Here is a 19337-nt window from a genome sequence, read left to right on the forward strand (position 1 = left end):
CTCATGAGAAGATGGACGTGAATCCGCAGTTTCGTGCCGTGGATCACGCCGCAGAAGATGAAGCGTTCATTGTAGAGGAGCGGTGGCAACCAGCAGCAGGGGGCGTCATAGACCGCTGAAGGCCTTTCGCAAGCACGCGGTCGTGAACACAATGGAGGATTCTGTGTCTTACCTTGCGCCTTGCCGCACTCGCCGCCCGCGTATTATTTTCCGATGACGATCCCTCTGCAAATCCAACGCATCAATGCCCGCCGTGAGAACGTGACCGCCGCCCTCGATGCGCTCCGGGCCAAGCTGAGCCCCAGTGGCAATGTGGTAAGCGAAGCGGGCAAACGTCGCACGCTGGAGGTCTTTGGCGAAGCTCTCTCGCCCGTGCAGGTGGTGGAGCGAATCTGTGCCGACGTGAAACATCAGGGATTGCCGGCTGTTCTCGATTACAGCCGCAAGCTTGATCGGGCCGAACTGACCGCCGAAACCATTCGCGTTTCCGCTGCGGAACTCACCGCTGCCCATGCCGCAGCAGACCCCAAATTGCTCGCTGCGGTTCGCCGCGTACGGGCGAATATTCTCGAATTTCAACAGGCGATTCTGCACCAAGACAAAGAAATTCGCCGCCCGGGTGTGATGCTCGCCCAACGATATGTTCCGCTCAATCGCGTGGGTGTTTGCGTTCCCGGTGGTGCCGCCGCTTATCCGTCGACTGTGCTCATGGCAGCAGTTCCCGCGCAAGCTGCCGGTGTGAAAGAAGTGGCCGTAGTTTCGCCGCCAACGGCATTCGGCGCGAACAACCCGGTCGTGCTCGCTACTTGTCACGAGATTGGCATTCGTGAGGTCTATCGCATCGGCGGAGCGCAAGGGATCGCCGCCCTTGCTTACGGAGTTCAGGGACTGCCCAAGGTCGACAAGATCGTCGGGCCTGGCAATCTGTTCGTGGCATTAGCGAAGCGGCATGTCTACGGCGAAGTCGATATCGATTCGATCGCCGGCCCCAGCGAAGTGGTCGTACTTGCGGACGACACCACACGAGCGGACTTCACGGCGTCCGATCTGCTCGCCCAAGCCGAACATGCTCCCGGCGCCAGCATTCTGATCACCTGGAGCGAGCGACTGCTAGAAGCCACCGCCGCCGAATTGCAAAAGCAAGTGCAGCAGTTGTCTCGCTGCCAATTGACACTCGATTCGCTGCGAGATTTTGGCTGCTTGATTCTGGTGAACGATGCTGAAGAAGCTTGCCGGCTGACGGACCTGATCGCTCCCGAGCATTTGCACATTGCCACCGACAACGCAGCCGACTTGCTGAAGAAAATCCGCAATGCGGGCGCAACCTTCCTGGGCAACTACAGCCCCGTCGCTCTCGGCGACTATGCCGCGGGGCCATCGCACGTGCTGCCAACCGGCGGCACTGCCCGCTGGGCCAGTGGCCTTTCCGCCAATCACTTCCTCCGTAGTAGCAGCGTCATTCAATACGATCAGTCAGCGTTGAAAGACATTTCGGCCGAGATCGAATTCCTGGCCCAAGTCGAAGGGCTGACGGCTCACGAACAGAGCGTGGCAATGCGTACCCGCTGATTTGGCCTTTCAATCTGCAATCTCACCTCCTCCATCTACAATTTCCCATGTCGTTCTTTCGCCCTGAAATTCTCGCGATGGATGGCTACGTGCCGGGCGAACAGCCTCAGGCAGGTAAGTTCATCAAGCTCAATACCAACGAGAATCCATATCCGCCCCCGCCGGGTATTCGTCGCGCGATTGAAGAAGTGCTCGATAAGGGACTGCAGCGTTATCCCGATCCGATGGCGAATGCCTTTCGCACACGGGCAGCGGAACTGTACAAGTTGCCGAGTAAGGACTGGGTCCTATGTGGCAACGGCAGCGACGACATTCTCACCATCTGCACTCGGGCCTTTGTCGGTCAAGGCGAACTGCTGCGTCTGCCGTACCCTAGCTACATCCTGTACAAGTCGCTGGCGCAGATTCAGGGCGCGCAATCGCAGGAAGTGAAGTTCAACGCCGATTGGTCGTTGCCAACGGAGTTCGGCGAGGCAACTCCCGGCCTCAAGCTGGTCTTCTTGCCGAATCCTAACAGCCCGACGGGGACGATGATCTCACGCGAGGCAATTCTAGAACTCGCCGACCGGCTACCCTGCCCGCTGATTGTCGATGAAGCCTATGCCGACTTTGCGGAGTTTAACTGCGCAGACCTCGTGCAGCAGAACGAAAAAATCATGGTCTCGCGGACGCTTAGCAAGGCCTACGGCCTCGCGGGACTGCGGTTCGGCTTCTTGCTCGCTCAGCCTCAGATGATTGAGGAATTGATCAAGGTGAAGGATTCTTACAATTGCGACGCCTTTGCGATCGGCGCCGCGACTGCCGCCATCCACGACGAAGCGTGGCAAGCCGACAATCGCCGCAAGATCATCGCAACCCGCGCACGGCTGGTCGCCAGCTTGGAGCAACTCGGTTTCGCAGTCATTCCATCGCAGGCCAACTTTGTGTGGTGCGACCATCAGAAGCACGCAGCCCGGCCTTTGTACGAACAACTCAAAGCCCAGAAGGTGCTGATTCGATATATGAATTATGCGGGCTGGAAAGATGGCCTGCGGATCAGCGTCGGCACCGACGAACAAACCGACGTCCTCCTCGCCCTGCTTGGCTCGCTCTGTAAGGATTGAAATGGCTCGCACCAGCGTGATTGACCGCGAAACTCGCGAAACGAAGATCCACCTCGAGCTCAACCTCGATGGCACCGGCCAGGTCAAACTGAACACGGGCGTCGGTTTTTTCGATCACATGCTCGAACTCTTCGCGCGGCATGGCTGCTTCGATCTCACCGTCGAAGCCAAGGGGGACCTGCACGTCGACGCCCATCACACCGTCGAAGATGTCGGCATCTGCTTAGGCCAAGCGATCAAGAACGCGCTCGGTGACAAGAAAGGCATTCGTCGCTACGGCCACTTCACCTTGCCCATGGAAGAAACGCTCTGCACGACCGCCATCGATCTCTCGGGCCGTTACTACCTCGTGTTTCAGGCACCCATGCCCAGCCCCAAGATCGGCGACTTCGATAGCGAACTGGTCGAAGATTTCTGGCAAGCAGTCGCCGCCAACTCGCTCTGCAACTTGCATGTCCTCATTCATTACGGCCGCAACACGCACCACGTGAGCGAAGCCATCTTCAAGTGCGCTGCCCGCGCCCTTCGCATGGCCGTCGAAACCGATCCGCGGCAGCCGGGGATCCCGAGCACCAAGGGCTCGTTGCTGGGGTAGTGCGGAATTTGGAGTGCGGAATTCGGAGTTCGGATTGCGGAGTGAAATACAATCAGCGGAGTGAGGGAGTATGAGTGCGGGGCAAAGCAAACTCGTTGATCGGACCAAGAAGTTTGCCTTGCGGGTGATTCGAATGGTTCAGAGTTTGCCGAGCAACCCAACGAGCCGCGTGATTGGAAATCAGTTACTACGCTCAGGCACCTCTGTAGGCGCCAACTACCGCAGCGCCTGTCGCGCGCGAAGTCGCGCCGAGTTCTGTGCGAAACTCGGCATCGTCGAAGAAGAACTCGATGAAACGCTCTACTGGATTGAACTGCTGGTCGAAAGCGAAATCGTTACGCGCACGCGAGTTGACGACCTAATGCACGAAGGGGATGAAATCCTTCGTATGGTCGTCTCCTCAATTGTCACTGCCAGGAAACGCAAAAGCTAACTTCCCGCTCCCTGCATTCCACTCCGCATTCCGCATTCCGCAATCCGAACTCGTGACCTATTCATCCACGTATGTTTCCAAAAACCGCGCCAGGCGATGGAAGTCGCTGCTGGTTTCGATGTAGCGGACGACGGTCACGAGCGTTTCGGGGTCAATCAGCTTTTCGAACGGCACATAGTGCAGTTGCAGTTGGCCGATGACCGAAACCATCACGCCGTTCTGCTTTTCTTCGACCAGGGCGCGATAAGCACCAACACCGAGTTGGCTGCCGAGCATCACGTCGAACGCGTGAGGCCGGGCACAGCGCGATTCGTAGCCCAGTTGCAGCCCGGTCACCTTGCGGCTGCGGCCGGTCTGCTTCTTAAAGGCTTCGGTCACCAACTTCGAGAACATACGGCCCAGGTTCACGTGCGAAATGCTGATATGGCCGTGATCGTCGCGGGGAATGCCTTCCAGGTACTTTTGCGGCAATAGTTCAGCCAGGCCTTCGGCCATCACAATCACGCCGAACTGTTTCCCTTCGTCTTCGCGAGCCACCATCGTCTTGACGATCCGAGCCACAACTCGATCGACATCCATGATCTCGCGCACTTCTTGTTCGCCCGATTTGGCGTTGGTGACGGTCTCTTTCAGGCGATAGCTGCCGATGATGTCCTCGACGCTGATTACCAGGCTCGCTTCGCCGGCGATCGCGGCCCCGTACGAGAGCCAGCCCGCGCTGCGGCCCATCGTCTCGGTCAGAAAGTACGAGCGGGAAGCTTCGGCGTCAGCCAGCAGGTTGCGAATCTCGGAAGCCAGTGTTTCGACCGCGGTGAAGTAGCCGAACGTAAAGTCGATGCCCATGTAATCGTTGTCGATCGTCTTGGGCAAATGCACGACTGGAATCTTCTTCGAACCAGCAGGAAGCCGATCCTGATACATCTTAAATTTGTTTGCCGTCTTTAGCGTATCGTCGCCACCAATCGAGATCAGCGCGTCGATGCCCAGCGAGCAGAGGCCTTCGTAAACTCGCTTCAGCGGAGCGCTCAGCTGAGGATCGTCCAGGTGAGCCGGGGCCCCAATCATCTTGCCCGGGTTGGCCCGCGCGGTGCCAATGAGAATGCCTTGCGAATTGCGGCTCCGCTTCAGAGCCTGAGGCGTCAGCAGTTTGTAGTGCTTGTCGGCTTCGAGCGGCTTTTCGGGCGTATATTCGATCAGGCCCGAGTAGCCGTACATGATGCCGTAGACTTCGATGCCGGCTCGCATGAACGAGTTGGCCGCGGTCGAAATAACGGCATTCGCAGCTGGGGCCGGACCGCCAGCGAACAAGATTCCCACTCGCTTGAAGGTCGTTTCGCGGCGTGTAGGTGCGGAGAGAGAGCCGCTCGAAGTGTTTTTGTCAGCCGAGTTTTTGTCAGCCATAGTTGCTTGAATCCGTATCCACCGCCAGGGAAATCGCCCGCTGTCCAATGCAGCCCAAACCGCGATTTTAGAACTCTTATGCAACTTGGCCAAGGTGTTTAAAGGGAAGTCTGACTTGGCACCGCCCCCCTTCTGGCATTCAACCTCCGCGAGAGTCCCTAATGAGGTTCTATTTCCCGCCAGGGCCGGTCAGCGGTGATCTGAGCCACCTTGCTGCTAATCGGCTCCAGGCGGCAGGACACTATTTTGGCAGGTAGTACAGCAGCGCCATGGCACCGACCACGATGCAAATCACCAACCAGGCATCTGGCTCAATCAGGCTGACACGGGATTCTGAACGGTAAAGCTGCCCCATGATCACCACCATCGTGGCGAAGATCGCCGCCGTGCAGGTCAGTACGTGTTCCTGCGACACCGCAGCAAAGAGGGAGTGAGGTAGGGCAAGGTCCAACGGGGCCAGCAGCAAAATGTTGAAAGCGTTGCTGCCAAATACATTGCCAATCGCTAGATCGAGGGCCCCCATTCTCAGGGCGGCGATACTCGACACCAGCTCAGGCAGCGAAGTGCTGATCGCGACGAGTGTGGTGCCAACAAATGTCTTGCCCAGCCCTGTTTGCTCTGCCAACTTTCCCGCAGCCTCGGCCATAAACGGTCCGGATAACAGGATCACGCCGGCACAGGCGGCGAAACCGAGCAAAGCCGCGGTTAAGGTCATTCCGGGCGGTGATTCGTGCTCCGGTGGCTCCTGAGCCCGCTGTTCTTGCGCAGCAATCCGCTGATCGAGATACACCAGACGCACACCAAATAAATACGCAACGATGATCAGCAGACTAAAGATGCTGAGGCTTACGACTTGATAATCCGCAAACGCCTTTCCGGTTAACAAGCCGATCGTGACAAGTGACAAGAGCGCTGCACTCAGCGAACCAGAAAGTGCATGCGCCGCAGCCTGCTTCGAGAGCATCTTGCCGCGCGAGTAAGTCGATAAGTCGAGCAGGGCCAGAATCAATAAGTTTGCCAGGCAACTACCAAGGAGGTCGCCCACGGCCAGATCCGGCATATTCATGCGAATCGCGGAAATGTCGACAGTCAATTCTGGCAGCGAAGTGGCTCCTGCCAACAGTACGCTGCCCACCACCAGTCGACCAAGTTTGGTAATCTCTGCGATAGCATCTGCACAAAACGCCAGGAACGTCCCCGCCACGATAATCACTGCCGCACAAGCTAGGAACTGAAGCAGGGGCCCAAGCATTCAACAGATCCTTATTCTTGGAGGGGAGCATCGTCGGCCGAGCGTAGTATAACAGGCTGTACAGCGCGAGTTGTTTGCCTACCGGACCTAGAATTTCTCTAGAAAATATGAATCAACTGTTGCGGTATTACTGGGAATCTCTGCGCACCAGCTATTGGTTTTTGCCGGCCTTGCAGGGCTTAATTGCCATTGTGGGCGCTTTGGGAACGGTATATCTCGATCACATCATTCACGAGCACGCGAAGTGGGCGATACCTTGGACCTACACAGGCTCGCCCGACGGAGCCCGCGCGGTACTTTCCACCATTGCCGGTTCAATGATGACGGTGGCTGGCGTGGTCTTCTCGATCACGATCGTAGCTCTCTCGCTCGCCTCAGGACAGTTCGGGCCTCGGCTGCTGCGCAACTTTATCCGCGATCGCAACAATCAATTCGTCTTGGGCACATTTACCGCCACGTTTCTGTACTGTTTGTTAGTGCTTCGTACGGTTCGCAGTGCCGAAGACGTTCGCTTTGTTCCCGGCATCAGCGTGACCATTGGCATTCTCTTGGCGGTTTTCAACCTGGGAATCCTGATTTACTTTATTCACCACGTTGCCTTCTCGATCCAAGCCACCGAGGTTATTCGCGCGGTGACAGAGGAACTTCACCAAACGATCGATCGCTTGTGGCCCGATCGACTCGGCCAACCACCTCCGCAGCCAGAGGGCATGCCACTCGATCAAGTTCCCCCGACTCCTCCCCAGCGCTACGTACACGAAGAGGCGGTACCCATGGTTGCGACGCACAGTGGGTACATCGATGTCATCAATGGCGAAGCCTTGATCAAGCTGGCTCGGGAACACGACTTGATCTTTCGCCTGGCGTATCGCCCTGGGCATTTCGTCATTGAGGGTACGACGCTCGCCTGGGCCTGGCCAACTCAACCCGCGACCGAGGAAGTCTCGAGAAGCTTGAATCGGGCGTTTATTTTTGCCTCCCAGCGTACTCCCTTTCAGGACGTTGAGTTTGCTGTGGACCAATTGGTCGAGGTGGCCATTCGCGCCCTTTCTCCTGGCATTAACGATCCCTTCACAGCGCTCAATTGCATCGACAGGCTCGGTGAAGCACTCAGCCAATTGATGCAACGGGCAGTACCTCCAGCGCTACGGTACGACGAAGACGACCAGTTGCGGGTCATTACCAATCCGGCCGATTTTCGCGCGGTCACCGATGCGGCCTTCAATCAAATTCGCCAATATGGCTCCGGGAGTGCGGCCGTGTTGATTCGCATGCTTGAGACCTTTCGAAAAATGGGGACGCTCGCCTGCCGTGAAGACGATTTGGTCGCCCTCGGACATCATGCCAACCTGGTGGTGCGGGCTGCAAAGCGTGACCTTCCCGAGCCGGCCGATCTGTGTGACGTGGAGGAGCGATACGCTGAATTGCAACGAGAATTCGCCCTCCGTAAGCGAGTCGCTGCCCCCACGGTATAGCTCCCAGTAGATCCCGCTGCGTCCAAAGGCCGCTAGCACTTCTCTCCGGAATCTTCACAGTTCGTATTGGTGTTTTCGGGGCCGATTATTATCCTACCTCTCGTTGTTGGCCGCCCTGCGGGATGCGACAAATGAATTGTCGTTCCGCTCTGGTGCCAGTGATCGCCTGTCAAGCGTTCAGTCCAGCCAATTCGCCCTCGTCGACTTCGGGAAGGAACCCGCCATGACTGCCTCCGCCAAAACCCAGGCGCCCGTCCATATTCGCTGGATGATTCGCCGCGACATGGCCGAGGTGTTGCAGATCGAAGGCAGTAGCTTCGAATTCTCCTGGTCCGAAGAAGACTTCATCCGCTGCCTGCGTCAACGCAACTGCATCGGCATGATCGCCGAACACAACGAGCGGGTCGTGGGCTTCATGATCTACGAGTTGCATCGCAATCGCCTGCACGTTCTCAACTTTGCCGTCCATTCCGACTTCCGCCGCCGCGGTGTGGGCTCCCAGATGCTTCGCAAACTGGTCAGCAAACTCTCGCCACAACGTCGCAGTCGCATCATGCTCGAAGTTCGCGAGACGAACCTCGAAGCACAACTCTTCTTCCGCGATCTGGGCTTCCGTGCGGTCTCGCTGCTGCGAGATTTCTACGAAGACACGACCGAAGATGCTTACCTGATGCAGTTCCGGTACACGGCCGCCGCTGTCGAAACAGCCGCCACCGAGCAAGTCCGCCGCATGGCCGGTTAGCTTGTGCCGGCAGAAGGCGACCTGGTCGAGGTTTGGATCGGGTAGTTGCTCTGCTGATGATCTTCGGCAGCCAATCTCTGGTGGCTGCCTGTTGCGACCGACTGATGTTGAGCAATCGGTATCGCCATTTCTATATCGCTCGGCCCGCTGGATCGTGTTGTGGCCATTCTGCCTCGCTTGGCTTCGTTGGGACGGAGCGCAGGCGCGAGCAACGACCAATAAAGTGCTAGCAACTAATCTGCTATCGCATCATGAATCATTCTTGATAAAATGTGTGCTAGCCAGTTGAAAGCGCTTACGCAGTCGTTATAGTTGGGCCTGTCGGAAAAGCACCCAATGAATGGGAAGCAGCCGATATCCCCGCTTGTTCGATCCTGTTTTGGAAGGGAATCCCGTCATGAGCCGTACCCGCATTCCGCTCAGCCGTCAGGAAGAAACCGCTCGCCAGATGAAAGAACGTCTGGAAATGAGCACCGCCGAAATTGGTCTTTCGGTTCGCACGACCAACTGCCTGGAAGAACGCGGCATCTTCACCGTCCGCGATCTGCTCAACAGCACGCCCGGTCAATTGCTCAGCATCGCCAACTTCGGCGAGAAGACGCTGGACGAAGTCTACAAGTCGCTGGAGAAGTTCGGCTTCTTCCGCGCCTCGCGCACACCAGCGTATGCCCGCTAGGCAGGCCTGTCAGGTTCGCAAACGCCATTCTCTGGAGGGTGGCGTCGAAGTCGCGCCAGGTGACTCGACCTGTTGATTGCCGTTGCCGCGACGAGGCCCACCATCGATCGGTGCTGGCGCGCAACGAGAGCCAGCCAAGTCTCCCGCCCCTCGTGGCAGTCGCGCGCAAGACGACGCAAGTCAGCACGACGCCCATTCAGGGGGTGTTCACAAACCTCCGCGCCCGTCGCCTGAAAATGGCGATATTCTTCGGGAATGGCGCGTATCTTGGGTTTGCCGAGACCGCGGTTTGTGAACATCTGCAAGTCGGGGCACTTCTGCGCCGAGCGAGTTACGACGAAATGCCAGGCATCTAGCGCCGGCAGGAAGCTCGCGGGAAGAAGCTATAGTTTGAGCTGCGTGCGGAGCCAAGTGCGGACGTTGCGGCGGGGTTCGATGTCGCGGAGCACCCAGGTATCGGTGTGGTTCGCGAAGGGGAGTGAGACGAAGGTGAAGTCGCCGAGAGGCTTGGCGCCGGCCGGTTGAGAATCGGCGAGGAACTTCTCGGTGGCCGCAACGCTTGACTCGTGCGAGATCCACTGCGGGCGGCCATTCAAGCGAGCGAGTCGCGTGCGGGCAGAGGCCGCGTCACTATCGTCGTACGGCCAACGGCGGACGCCGTCGTAGTGGCTGTGAACGACAAAGCAGTTCCAGAGTTTAGCAATCTTGTCGTCACGCAGGCCGATGTAGTTGCAGGCAATTGCCCCTCGCGAGAAACCGCAGAGAATCAGCTTCTCGACGTCGCCACCAAACTCTTTACAGATCAGCTCGATGGCCTGCAGGCAGTAGGCAACGGTCGCGGCGGGATCGCCCCACCATTGCCGTTGATGTTCGTGCGTCTCGCTGTTGACTAAGGGCAAAGTCACGCAGATGAATTCTTTGCCACCACTCAGGCCGTAAGCCAGGTTGCAGTCTTCGACCAGGCCGCTGTTGGTGTCGCCCAGTTGGTTCGAGTAGGGGCCATTGCCTGGATACTCAACCAGGACTGGAAAGCGGCGATCGGGAGCCCAGTCGGTGGGCAAGTAGAGAGCGTGATAAAGCTTGGTCCCGCGCTGGGCGGGAACTTGCTGCTTGACGCGTTTGCCTGAAGCAGGAGGAGCGTCTTCGAGCGGTGGCGGCTTGAGATCGACGGGCGTCGATTTCAGGTCAATCGCCGGCTGCTTGGCTTGTTGCCGAGGCTGAGTATCGTCGGCAATGAGCGAGACAACGACCGACGAGAACAGGACAACGACCAGCAGACCGACTGCGGTCACCGCGAGCCTCAGGGCGTACCAGTGAATTCGCAATCGCCGCTGGGCTGGGGTGAGAGACGTCTGCATCCTTGGCTTCTCTTCTGCGAGTGGGCAAATAGGCCCGGCAGGCTCGCTTATCGCCACATCTGCGAACCGCCTTCTGGCAGGTCGCGACGTGTCATTTGTGCGGCAGCGGGCGACGCATTGACGGCAGCGTCGGCTGCAACTTCGTTCTGCGGATTCCACGGTTCGCCGGCAGGCCGCGACCATTCCATCATCACGCGGCGATTGGCGGGAGGAGCGACGTTCGCTCGTTCTCCGCCGAACTGCGTTGGCGATTCTACAGGAACGGGAGCGGGTGGAGGGGCCAGCGACTGCTCATTGTGGTAATTCGCGGCGGAATTTTGGTCGACAGCGGCAACTGGCGACTGATCTCGCTGAAAAGCCTGCTTGGAGTACCAGCCATCGGTGGTGGGGCGGGCTACATTGCTGGCACCGCGAGCGGCAGCCTGGTTCGACGATTGGAAGTCAGGTCGCGGCGGCGAAACCGCGCTGGCCGGGTGAGCGTACGAGCTCAGCTTGCCGCTGGGGCCACCGGCAACCGGTTGCACAGGGACAGCGTTTGGCATTGAGGATTGGCGAGCTACTTGGGCCTCGGGAGCAGGCGAGGCGACAATCGCCTGATTGGCTGGGGCGATGTTGGTGGTGTTGCTGGCGACCATCACGTCGCTGCGGCCTTCGACGGCTTGCAGCATCGGGCTGCCCATGCGAACCCAATCGAGCCAGGTCACTTGCAGGTCCGAGAGGTCTTTGTGGCCATAGTACTTGCGAGTTACAGCTGGCCAGTTGTCGGTTTGCATCCCTTCGCCCACGTACTGCACATACTTCTGCTTGCCCCCCTGCATAATCAGGTAGCGAGCCAGCGAATAGCCTTGGGCGTAGAGCGGAAGCATGTCGGCCGGGTATTCCTTCATGGCAAACATCTTGTTGAAGGGGATGCCCCGTTCTGTCATCAGGAATTTGATGAGGGATTCTTCCTGCTTTCGCTTTTCGACGGTGTGTTCGACGGTCGTACAGCCACCTTCGTCTGCCCAGCGTGGCAGCGGGCGGCCGAAGTGCGTGGCAAAGATGGTGTGGGTGATTTCGTGCGGCAGCACCGAGTCGAGTATTCGCTCGCGTGAGCCTTGTACCGACATCGACCAGCCAAACGGGACGCCATTGCGGCTAAAGCTGAACTGAGTCGCTCCGCCGGCACCGAGGTCACGATGCACCTGGCATTCGATGGGGCACGGTTGCGACCAAGGGGCTAACTCTTGGCCGAGCCATTCGATGGCCAGTTCGCGGCGTTGTTTTTCGGCCGCTTCGCAAATCTCTTTGGCGAGTTCGCGGGTGGGAGCGCTCACGATGAAGTTCTGTGAGCGGGCGCTGGCCCCATGAGTGACCACGGGCAACAGCAGCAGTGTAACCAGCGCGAGGAGCGCGGCACCTAAACGGCGAGCTTCCATGCTCTTGGATCCTTCCAGAGTAGTGTGATCATTCACAAGTTCGGATTGGGCGACAACAGACGTAGTGCAACGGACTAACTAGAACAGACACTACGGCTGAGGCAGGCATCCGAGTCGTGCTGACCCTAGGTCGGTCTCTCGCGTCGTGCGAAGGACCTTGATTGGCCTCGATCACCTTCCAATAGCAATCGGGGGGCCACATTCATCCAGCAATCTCACTGAGTTTTTGAGAGCGAAAGCTAACTTGCGGCGGGATAACGCTTTCTTGCATTTTGCCCGCTTGTCAGTTACCTCTTGCTGCCCATCGACGTTTGTAAGATATACAAAACGTACCGTGGGTTTCTACATTTTTGAAAGAGGAAAACCAGAGAACTTGAGTCAACTTGCGGGGAAATGCGGAAATGATGCAGCGCTGTGCTAGCGTCCCGTTGGCCGTAAACGAGGGGTACTTTGCGCTGTTGCTGCGTTGCCTGCTGACGCACATCCCTTACAGAGAATGCCGGAACTGCGTGAGTACACTTGTTGCCGGCGGACGCTAACTACTTCAACTCATTCAGCAGGCGCTGGCGGGCTTGTTCTAGCGGGAACTTGTCGTAGGTGCTGAGGGCGGTCACTTGCGAGGAGAGAGCAACAGTTCGCGTCGAACTGGCTGCAGGAGGGCGCTTCGCTTTCTTCTCTTCGATGTCGGCCCGCTTTTCTCGCTTGCCGAGCAGCACCAGTTCTTTGTTGGCGCGGTCGATCTGACCGCCGAAGTTTGCCTGAGCCTGAGCCTGCCGCTGGGCGAGTACGTTCCGCTGATTCTGCACGTTATTCGCTTGGCGAATGATCGCGGACAGGTCGTTGTCCAGCCGACTTCCCACGAACGAAAGTTGGTCGATATCGCGGCGAATCAGGTTGCGGATATTTGGATCTCGCTCGCGCATTAGCTGCCCCTGCAACCGATCGATTTGAAAGTCGGTGTTCGCCAGATCGCTGCGGATGCCACCGGCTCGCACATCAAGCCTCGCCAGTTCCGCGACGAGTGGGCGATCGAGCTTGGCAATTTCATCCAGTTCGCTCTTCAACTCATTCTGCAACTTCGCACCCAGGGCTTCGAGCTCCTTCACCCGGTCCGCGATGTCTTGCCGAGTTGCCTCGACATCTTCGAGCGTCTTCGCGGCTTCGGTCTTGCGATCTTCCACGTTCTTCTTTTCGGTATCGACCTTGGTATCGGTCAGTTCGAAGAACTTTTGGCTGACGCCATCTCGAGCCTGCTCGAAGATCTGTAAGCGACCTTCGGTCAGGCCCGTGGTAAGGGTCTTTTCGAGTTGCTTGCGGGCTAGTTGATCGACGGTGTCACCCGCCGGCCCAGCCAGATAGCCGCAAATGCGACCGAGAAACGCGAGGTGCTCGCGGGCTTCATTTTCGAGAGCCTGGTCTTGTGTCGACTCGGCTGGCAAGGCAGCACGCAGTTGCTCGGCCGCGATCATTGCACTGCCAAAGTTCTTCATGGTGGTATCGAGCCAGCATTTGGTCCGCAGACCAAGAATGTTGTCGCTATCTTGAGCCAGTAATTCGTCGAGCCGCTTGCCGGCCTCTTCGTACCGCCGTTGTTGCAACAGGACCAGTGTTGAAGCAGTGAGCAAACGAGGATCGCCGGCTGCGTTCGCTTGCAGTTCGCCATACTGGGCGTCGGCAGCGGCTCGCGCACTGGGGGTGACGCTCCAACCCACGGTCATCATGCGAGTGATGCCTGCTTTGGTGGCAGCTTCGTCGGCCAACGCCAAGGAGCAGGTCGACAACAGACCGAGAGCAACGTATAGACCCCGGGACAAGTGCAACTGCATGGCAGTGCTCCTCCAACCGCTGGTTAGCGGTGAATCTGGCAATAGAAATCGATCAGCCCCGGCAATTGGCCCTTTCACGAAGTTCATCGTATCGGTCGGCGACGATGAGAGCAAGAAATTCAACCCACGAGGATGGCTTCCACTGCAACGTGCCTGGCTCCCGGCAATCCTGGCAATAATTAGCCAGGGCCACGCATCTTCTGATTGAGTGCACAGTGATCGGCAACCGTGATTGAGGTGGGAAATGACAGGCGGCATCTTTCGACGCATGACGCTGGCGAGCGTCTGTATCGTTATGGTCTTGGGGAATGTGGCTTTCGTCGCGGCACAGAATAAGAACCAGCCCAACAAAAAGAACGACGAAGCCGAAATTCGCGCCGCGCAGGAGAAGCTCGAATCGGCGAAGAAGGAAGTCGCCGATGCGCAGAAGGATCTGCAAGCAGCGCGGCAGCAGGTGGAGAAGGTTCGCAGCAGTTTGATCGCACTGCGCCGGAAGATCGAAGACCAGGTTGAAGGTTCAAGCAAGCTGGCCCGCCTGCGCGAGCGAGTCGACAAAGCGAGCGCCGGTTTGCAGCCCCTCGTGCAGCCAATTCTGGCCGAGGTTCATCAGTCGCCCGACTATCTGGCAGCTGCTAAATCTCGCGACGAACTGCGCACTCAATTGCAAAACCTGCCCGCGGCCGATTCAGCCTTTCGACCGGTTCTGGCTAAACAAATTGCCGACGCCGAAGCTCAGCTACGCAAGTTGGAAACGGCCGCCATCGCGCAACATCCACAGGCGGTCCAGGCTCAGGAAGCGCTGACGCAGGCGAAAGCCGAACTGCAAACAGCCATCGACGACGCTGATGAAGTGCTCGGCAAAGACCCCAAGTATGCCGCAGCCAAGCGCGAACTGGACAAGGCCGAGAATCAGGCAGATCAGGTGCAAGCTCGGCTCGCGAGCAAGCAAAAAGCAGTCGCTGCTGCCCAAAACAAAGTGCAAGCCGAAATCGCCGAAGAGCGCCGCGAAGATGCCCGCGAGCGCGAACAGAAGCAAAAGAAAAAGAATGGCAAGAAGAACTAAGCAAGCCCGCTACGGCATCGACTTCAATTCGAAAGTGGGCAAGTCGACATTGGCTTCCTTAATCGGCACCCTCAACGGGCTAGTCGCCTGGCTTGTGTACAAACCGGGAACGACCTCCACCAGGCCACCCATCGCGGTACTCGAACCTGCGCCATTTGACGGAGCCTGCTGTTTGCTCACCAACAGCACGTAATTGCCAGGCTGAATCGGGTTATTGGAACTTCCCTTCTCCGCAAACTGAAATCTGCCGCTCGAATCCGTTTTGGTCGTATGAACGCCCAGGTTGTTGTCGCCGTCCGGCACCAGTTGCACCGTCGCGTCTGCCAGTGGCGCGCCGTCCATCGTCACCGAACCACTCACGGCAGTTGCCTTGCCTCCACCACAGCCTAGCGAGCCGAGCATCGCCATGCTCAGACAAAGCACGAAGCAGCAAATTGAAGAGTGTGAGCGCATTTCAATCCAGTAGTCGGTGAGAAGTGAGGATATCGGCGAGTGAGGACCAGTGGCCGGCAGGCGATTAGGCAGGCGATTAATAGTCGCCCGGGACGGCACCATCTTGCGGATCGCAAATGGCGGCCCAGGTTGCCGGCAGAATCGAGCCACTGATGGCACGCACGCTGCCATCGCCCATGCCGACATTCATCACGCCAGGGTGAGACGACTCGCCACCGCCGATGGCACCGTTTCCGAGGTCCCATTTCACATCGACTTGAAACTTGGGACAGGCGACGTAGCCAGCCACATTGTTGCCCGAGCCGAGCGCGCGACAGATCTGCGGACTCCAACGATTCTCCGAGTTGGCCCACAAGCTGGAATAGGTATTGGGGCCATACCAGCCGGTACGTTCGCCGAAGAACACCGTGCTGGAAGTACCATCGGTAAAGGTTGCCATCTTCGAAGCACCCTCTTGCGAAGTTGCCGAGGGATCGCCAAACGCCAGATAGTTGGCTCCGTAGTTCGAGAGGGCGTGCGTCGCGTCTGGCCCCTTCGGATTGCCAAACTGGGTGTTCAAACCGGGGCTCTTATCCGACGGGCAGCGAAACGACTTGAGGTGATACTTGTAGATGGGCTGGCCGTTGTACGAGGTATCCATCGAAGTGGGCGGAGTCGATGCCGACATCACTCCCACAGCGCCGTTGTAGAGGGCGGTCTGCTCGATGTACGGCAAAATATGAAAGAAGAATGACCCTGGCTTGTCAAAGAACGGGCCTTGGCGAGTGACCTTGCCATTCCAGCCATTTCCCTTGGCACCGGCAGGCGGAAACACCAGGTAAGTATCGTGAATATTGTGCGAGGCGAGCGCCAACTGCTTCACGTTGTTGCTGCACTGCATGCGTCGAGCAGCCTCGCGGGCGGCCTGAACCGCAGGCAACAACAGCGCGACGAGCACGCCAATAATCGCGATCACCACCAAGAGTTCTACCAGTGTAAAACCGCGCCGAACCGTCCGTTGCCAATACATCATGAGCCCTAATCGCACCTGGAGAGAAAGTGCCCGGCGATTCAGGGAGGAAGGAACGCCGGTCGAATGCAATACTGAAGCAGCCCCTCAGTTTAACACAGAGCGCAGGTTGCCGAACTGCCAATTCGCGGAAAGTGCCAATCACTCACCGCTCGTTTCGAGTTCCGGTGCTGGTCCACCGGCATCGAGCAAGATGGCCACTTGCAGGTCGCCCATCACGTTCACGGCAGAGCGGAGGCGGGCGACGATAAAGTCGATGCTGTACACGATGGGAAGCGCGTATTCGATGAGCGCGTCGGGAAGCATCGCCGCTTTAAGCACCAGCGACAGGATAATCAGTCCGGAGTTCGGGATTCCGGCAATGCCCATGCTGCCGACAAGCGCGGCGAGCAGAATCGTAATCTGCTGCGTGAGCGACAGTTCCATGCCAGCTGCCTGGGCGATGAAGAGCGCCGTCATCGCTTCGTACAGGGTAATGCCATCGTTGTTGAAGTTGGTACCGACACAGGCCGAGAGCCGCGCCGAAGAATCGCTGACCCGAAGTCGCTCGAGGGCAGCTAAGGTCAGCGGAACCGTCGCGAGACTGCTGTTCAACGAGAAGCCGGTGAGGATCGCGCCGACCCCTTCGCGAAAGTACAGCAGCGGACTCTTGCCGCCGATCAACCACGCACTGAGCGGATAGTAGATGAACGCGTGAATGCACAGAGCCGTAGTCACGGTGAGAAAGAACACGCCGACCATCTTGAAGGTTTCGATACCGACCATACCCACCACGCCAATCACGGCCAGGCAAATGGCATAGGGGGCTAGTTCAATCAGCCACATCAGCATTTTCACGATGATTTGATAGCCCGCGATGATCACGTGCTCGGTAGCCACCAGCGAAGGATGCAACTCTTCATCGCCGGCGGTCTTCAGCGAGCGCAGCGCCGCACCGACCAGAATTGCGAGCACGGCAACGGTGAGCACGGTGTTCTCGGCAAAGGGCTGCACAAGACTCTTCGGCACGTACTTCTTCACCATCGCCAGGGGAGAGAGCGACGTTCCTTCCACTTGCTTGGCCAGGTCCGATGCAGGTGCTTTGGGCTTTGTTGGTTCTGCCTGCTCGGTCTCTGCCGGTTCCGCATTGTTGGCGAAATACGCCGCCACCTTCGATTGCCAGGCCGCGCCAGGCTGGAAGACATTGAGAATGGTCAGGCCAATGGCAAACGCCACTGCAATGTTGACCAGGCAAATGGCGAACATCTTCAGACCCTGGCGGCCCGTGATGTTCGTTCGCACAAATGCTTCGACGACCGCAAAGAAGACCAGCGGCGTCGCCAGCGCCGTCAGCAACTGAATGTAGAGCGTGGCGATGGAACCCAAGTCCTGCGTCGTCCAGCCTATCGAGAATCGGCCGATGGCGATCACGCGTGGCGTCAGCACCCCGTCCTTCATTTCGGCCGGAAAGAGGTACCCAATCACCGCCCCAATCATCACCCCCAGCACCACACGCACATACAACGGCCACGAGAGCGGCGACCACCACGCCGCCTTCGGCTTTGGTTCGTTGGGTTTCGCTTCACCAGCAGACATGCTTCACCGCTTCAATGCGCTGAGGGGTTGGAGAGATTGCCCAGCATAGCATCGGGCGCATCGCTCCACCGTATTCATCTTCACCGTAGTCATCTCGCTCCGCCGAGATGATGTGCTTAACTTCTTAAAGCAAGTCTCGCTTCTACCATCTCGGCAGAGCGAGAAGGCTACGATGTCGACGAGTAGAACTTGTTCACAAGTCGGCCCAGTTTGTGAACACGACCTGCCATATTCCTCGGGCGCCACGCATGTCAGTGTTCACAAACCTGCCCGGTTCGTGAACACCCCCTGAACGAGCGTCGCATCGGTTGCCTTGTCATTAGCACACGCTTAACTCCGTCTGTTAGGGGGCTGCCCCGCAATTTATGTCCCCTTTTTGCGCAAAGTCGTTTGAATGAAATGCCAGCCATTGTTACGCTGGCAGTCAGCAGTCGCAGATTCCTCTCTCCTCTGATTGATCCGCCATGTCTAGCAGCTTGTCTCGCTTTCGCGCCCCGCGGCGTGGTTTTACGCTTGTCGAACTTCTGGTGGTCATCGCCATTATTGGCGTGCTGGTAGCGCTCCTGCTCCCCGCTGTGCAAGCCGCCCGCGAATCGGCTCGCCGTACCCAATGCTTGAATCATCTCAAGCAATGGGGCCTGGCGATGCACAACTATCACGACAACTTGCTGCAGCTGCCACTCGGCGCTACATCGACACCGCGACGCACCTACGTCATGTTTTTGTGGCCGTACATTGAGCAGGGGAGCATGGATGTTAAGAATGACTACACCCAGCCGTTTTACCTGCCACCGTGTTCGATTCCAAACACGATGGACGGTCTCTGTGGCGTCCGGTTGAAGCTGTATAACTGCCCAACCGATCAGGGCGGGGTCGACCAAACCAATCATTACTACGCCCGCGTCCGCGGCAATTACATGATCAACTGGGGGCAGGTCACTTATGGTGCAGCTTCTACGGTTGCCAATGCTCCTTTTAGTCACGAGAACGGGAATCGTGCGACCCCGCTGCTCACTCGCATGAAGAACATTACGGACGGCACCTCCAACACGCTCTTATTTGCAGAATACTTGAAGGCCAAGGACACGGGGGACGTTGATTGGCGCGGTGACATTCATAACGACGACGGCGTATTCAAATTCATGACTTTGAGTACCCCCAACTCATCAACATTGGACGTCGTAAACCTCTCCGTGCCTAACAATGATCCCAAAATGCCCGTCACCACCTCTGGTGCCCAATTCAACGCAGCACGCAGTCGGCACCCGGGTGGAGTAAATACGGTGCTGTGCGATGGCAGCGTGCGATTTGTCACCGACAGCATCATCCTGTCGACATGGCAAGCACTCGGCACGATGGACGGCGGCGAGGTCGTCCCTTCCTTCTAGT

The 19337-nt window shown here is 57.9% G+C and carries 17 protein-coding genes; 9 read left to right on the forward strand and 8 right to left on the reverse strand.

Annotation, left to right across the window (positions count from 1 at the left end):
* Window positions 1-213: 213 nt before the first annotated feature.
* From hisD to NA78x_RS25970, 4 genes are all read left to right on the forward strand, one after another.
* Window positions 214-1569 carry a histidinol dehydrogenase gene (gene hisD / locus NA78x_RS25955; RefSeq protein ID WP_425615279.1) on the forward strand — a complete coding sequence of 452 codons (1356 nt, stop codon included), beginning with the start codon at window positions 214-216 and terminating at the stop codon, window positions 1567-1569.
* Between the two features lie 47 nt (window positions 1570-1616).
* Window positions 1617-2672, forward strand: coding sequence for a histidinol-phosphate transaminase (gene hisC / locus NA78x_RS25960; protein ID WP_425615280.1), 1056 nt, complete (start codon window positions 1617-1619; stop codon window positions 2670-2672).
* Between the two features lies 1 nt (window position 2673).
* Window positions 2674-3267, forward strand: coding sequence for an imidazoleglycerol-phosphate dehydratase HisB (gene hisB, locus NA78x_RS25965; RefSeq protein ID WP_425615281.1), 594 nt, complete (start codon window positions 2674-2676; stop codon window positions 3265-3267).
* A gap of 70 nt (window positions 3268-3337) precedes the next feature.
* Complete coding sequence (locus tag NA78x_RS25970) at window positions 3338-3700, forward strand: four helix bundle protein (RefSeq protein WP_425615282.1); 363 nt, start codon at window positions 3338-3340, stop codon at window positions 3698-3700.
* A 57-nt stretch (window positions 3701-3757) separates the two neighbouring features.
* On the opposite strand, the gene NA78x_RS25975 is transcribed toward NA78x_RS25970, so the two are convergent.
* Window positions 3758-5101, reverse strand: a complete 1344-nt coding sequence (locus NA78x_RS25975) for a 6-phosphofructokinase (RefSeq protein ID WP_425615283.1) — start codon at window positions 5099-5101, stop codon at window positions 3758-3760.
* Between the two features lie 241 nt (window positions 5102-5342).
* On the reverse strand, window positions 5343-6353 hold the full coding sequence (locus NA78x_RS25980; RefSeq protein ID WP_425615284.1) for a sodium:calcium antiporter: 1011 nt from the start codon (window positions 6351-6353) through the stop codon (window positions 5343-5345).
* A 107-nt stretch (window positions 6354-6460) separates the two neighbouring features.
* Between NA78x_RS25980 and NA78x_RS25985 the strand changes: the two genes are divergently transcribed.
* The 3 genes from NA78x_RS25985 (at window position 6461) to NA78x_RS25995 (ending at window position 9246) form a co-directional block, all read left to right on the forward strand.
* Window positions 6461-7828, forward strand: a complete 1368-nt coding sequence (locus NA78x_RS25985) for a DUF2254 domain-containing protein (protein ID WP_425615285.1) — start codon at window positions 6461-6463, stop codon at window positions 7826-7828.
* A 223-nt stretch (window positions 7829-8051) separates the two neighbouring features.
* Window positions 8052-8570 (forward strand): ribosomal protein S18-alanine N-acetyltransferase, encoded by a 519-nt coding sequence (rimI, locus tag NA78x_RS25990; protein ID WP_425615286.1) that lies wholly within the window; start codon window positions 8052-8054, stop codon window positions 8568-8570.
* Between the two features lie 397 nt (window positions 8571-8967).
* On the forward strand, window positions 8968-9246 hold the full coding sequence (locus tag NA78x_RS25995; RefSeq protein ID WP_425615287.1) for a DNA-directed RNA polymerase subunit alpha C-terminal domain-containing protein: 279 nt from the start codon (window positions 8968-8970) through the stop codon (window positions 9244-9246).
* 383 nt (window positions 9247-9629) lie between these two features.
* On the opposite strand, the gene NA78x_RS26000 is transcribed toward NA78x_RS25995, so the two are convergent.
* From NA78x_RS26000 to NA78x_RS26010, 3 genes are all read right to left on the reverse strand, one after another.
* A complete protein-coding gene (locus tag NA78x_RS26000; protein WP_425615288.1) occupies window positions 9630-10604 on the reverse strand; it encodes a hypothetical protein in 975 nt (324 codons plus the stop codon).
* A gap of 47 nt (window positions 10605-10651) precedes the next feature.
* Entirely contained in the window at window positions 10652-12022 is a 1371-nt protein-coding gene (locus NA78x_RS26005; protein ID WP_425615289.1) for a hypothetical protein, read from the reverse strand.
* Window positions 12023-12561: 539 nt separating this feature from the next.
* Window positions 12562-13848 carry a hypothetical protein gene (locus NA78x_RS26010; RefSeq protein ID WP_425615290.1) on the reverse strand — a complete coding sequence of 429 codons (1287 nt, stop codon included), beginning with the start codon at window positions 13846-13848 and terminating at the stop codon, window positions 12562-12564.
* 244 nt (window positions 13849-14092) lie between these two features.
* Here NA78x_RS26010 and NA78x_RS26015 point away from each other — a divergent pair, with 244 nt between their 5' ends.
* On the forward strand, window positions 14093-14911 hold the full coding sequence (locus tag NA78x_RS26015; RefSeq protein ID WP_425615291.1) for a hypothetical protein: 819 nt from the start codon (window positions 14093-14095) through the stop codon (window positions 14909-14911).
* Window positions 14912-14920: 9 nt separating this feature from the next.
* Here NA78x_RS26015 and NA78x_RS26020 read toward each other — a convergent pair whose 3' ends face one another.
* The 3 genes from NA78x_RS26020 to NA78x_RS26030 all read right to left on the reverse strand — a co-directional run bounded on the left by NA78x_RS26020 (window position 14921) and on the right by NA78x_RS26030 (window position 17948).
* On the reverse strand, window positions 14921-15313 hold the full coding sequence (locus NA78x_RS26020; RefSeq protein WP_425615292.1) for a DUF6795 domain-containing protein: 393 nt from the start codon (window positions 15311-15313) through the stop codon (window positions 14921-14923).
* Between the two features lie 127 nt (window positions 15314-15440).
* Window positions 15441-16376: a DUF1559 domain-containing protein gene (locus NA78x_RS26025; protein ID WP_425615293.1), complete on the reverse strand. Its 936-nt coding sequence runs from the start codon at window positions 16374-16376 to the stop codon at window positions 15441-15443.
* A 138-nt stretch (window positions 16377-16514) separates the two neighbouring features.
* On the reverse strand, window positions 16515-17948 hold the full coding sequence (locus NA78x_RS26030) for a dicarboxylate/amino acid:cation symporter (protein WP_425615294.1): 1434 nt from the start codon (window positions 17946-17948) through the stop codon (window positions 16515-16517).
* Between the two features lie 464 nt (window positions 17949-18412).
* Here NA78x_RS26030 and NA78x_RS26035 point away from each other — a divergent pair, with 464 nt between their 5' ends.
* A complete protein-coding gene (locus tag NA78x_RS26035; RefSeq protein WP_425615295.1) occupies window positions 18413-19336 on the forward strand; it encodes a DUF1559 domain-containing protein in 924 nt (307 codons plus the stop codon).
* Window position 19337: the final 1 nt, after the last annotated feature.

It is taken from the genome of Anatilimnocola aquadivae (genome assembly GCF_049819085.1).
Lineage (GTDB): Bacteria > Planctomycetota > Planctomycetia > Pirellulales > Pirellulaceae > Anatilimnocola.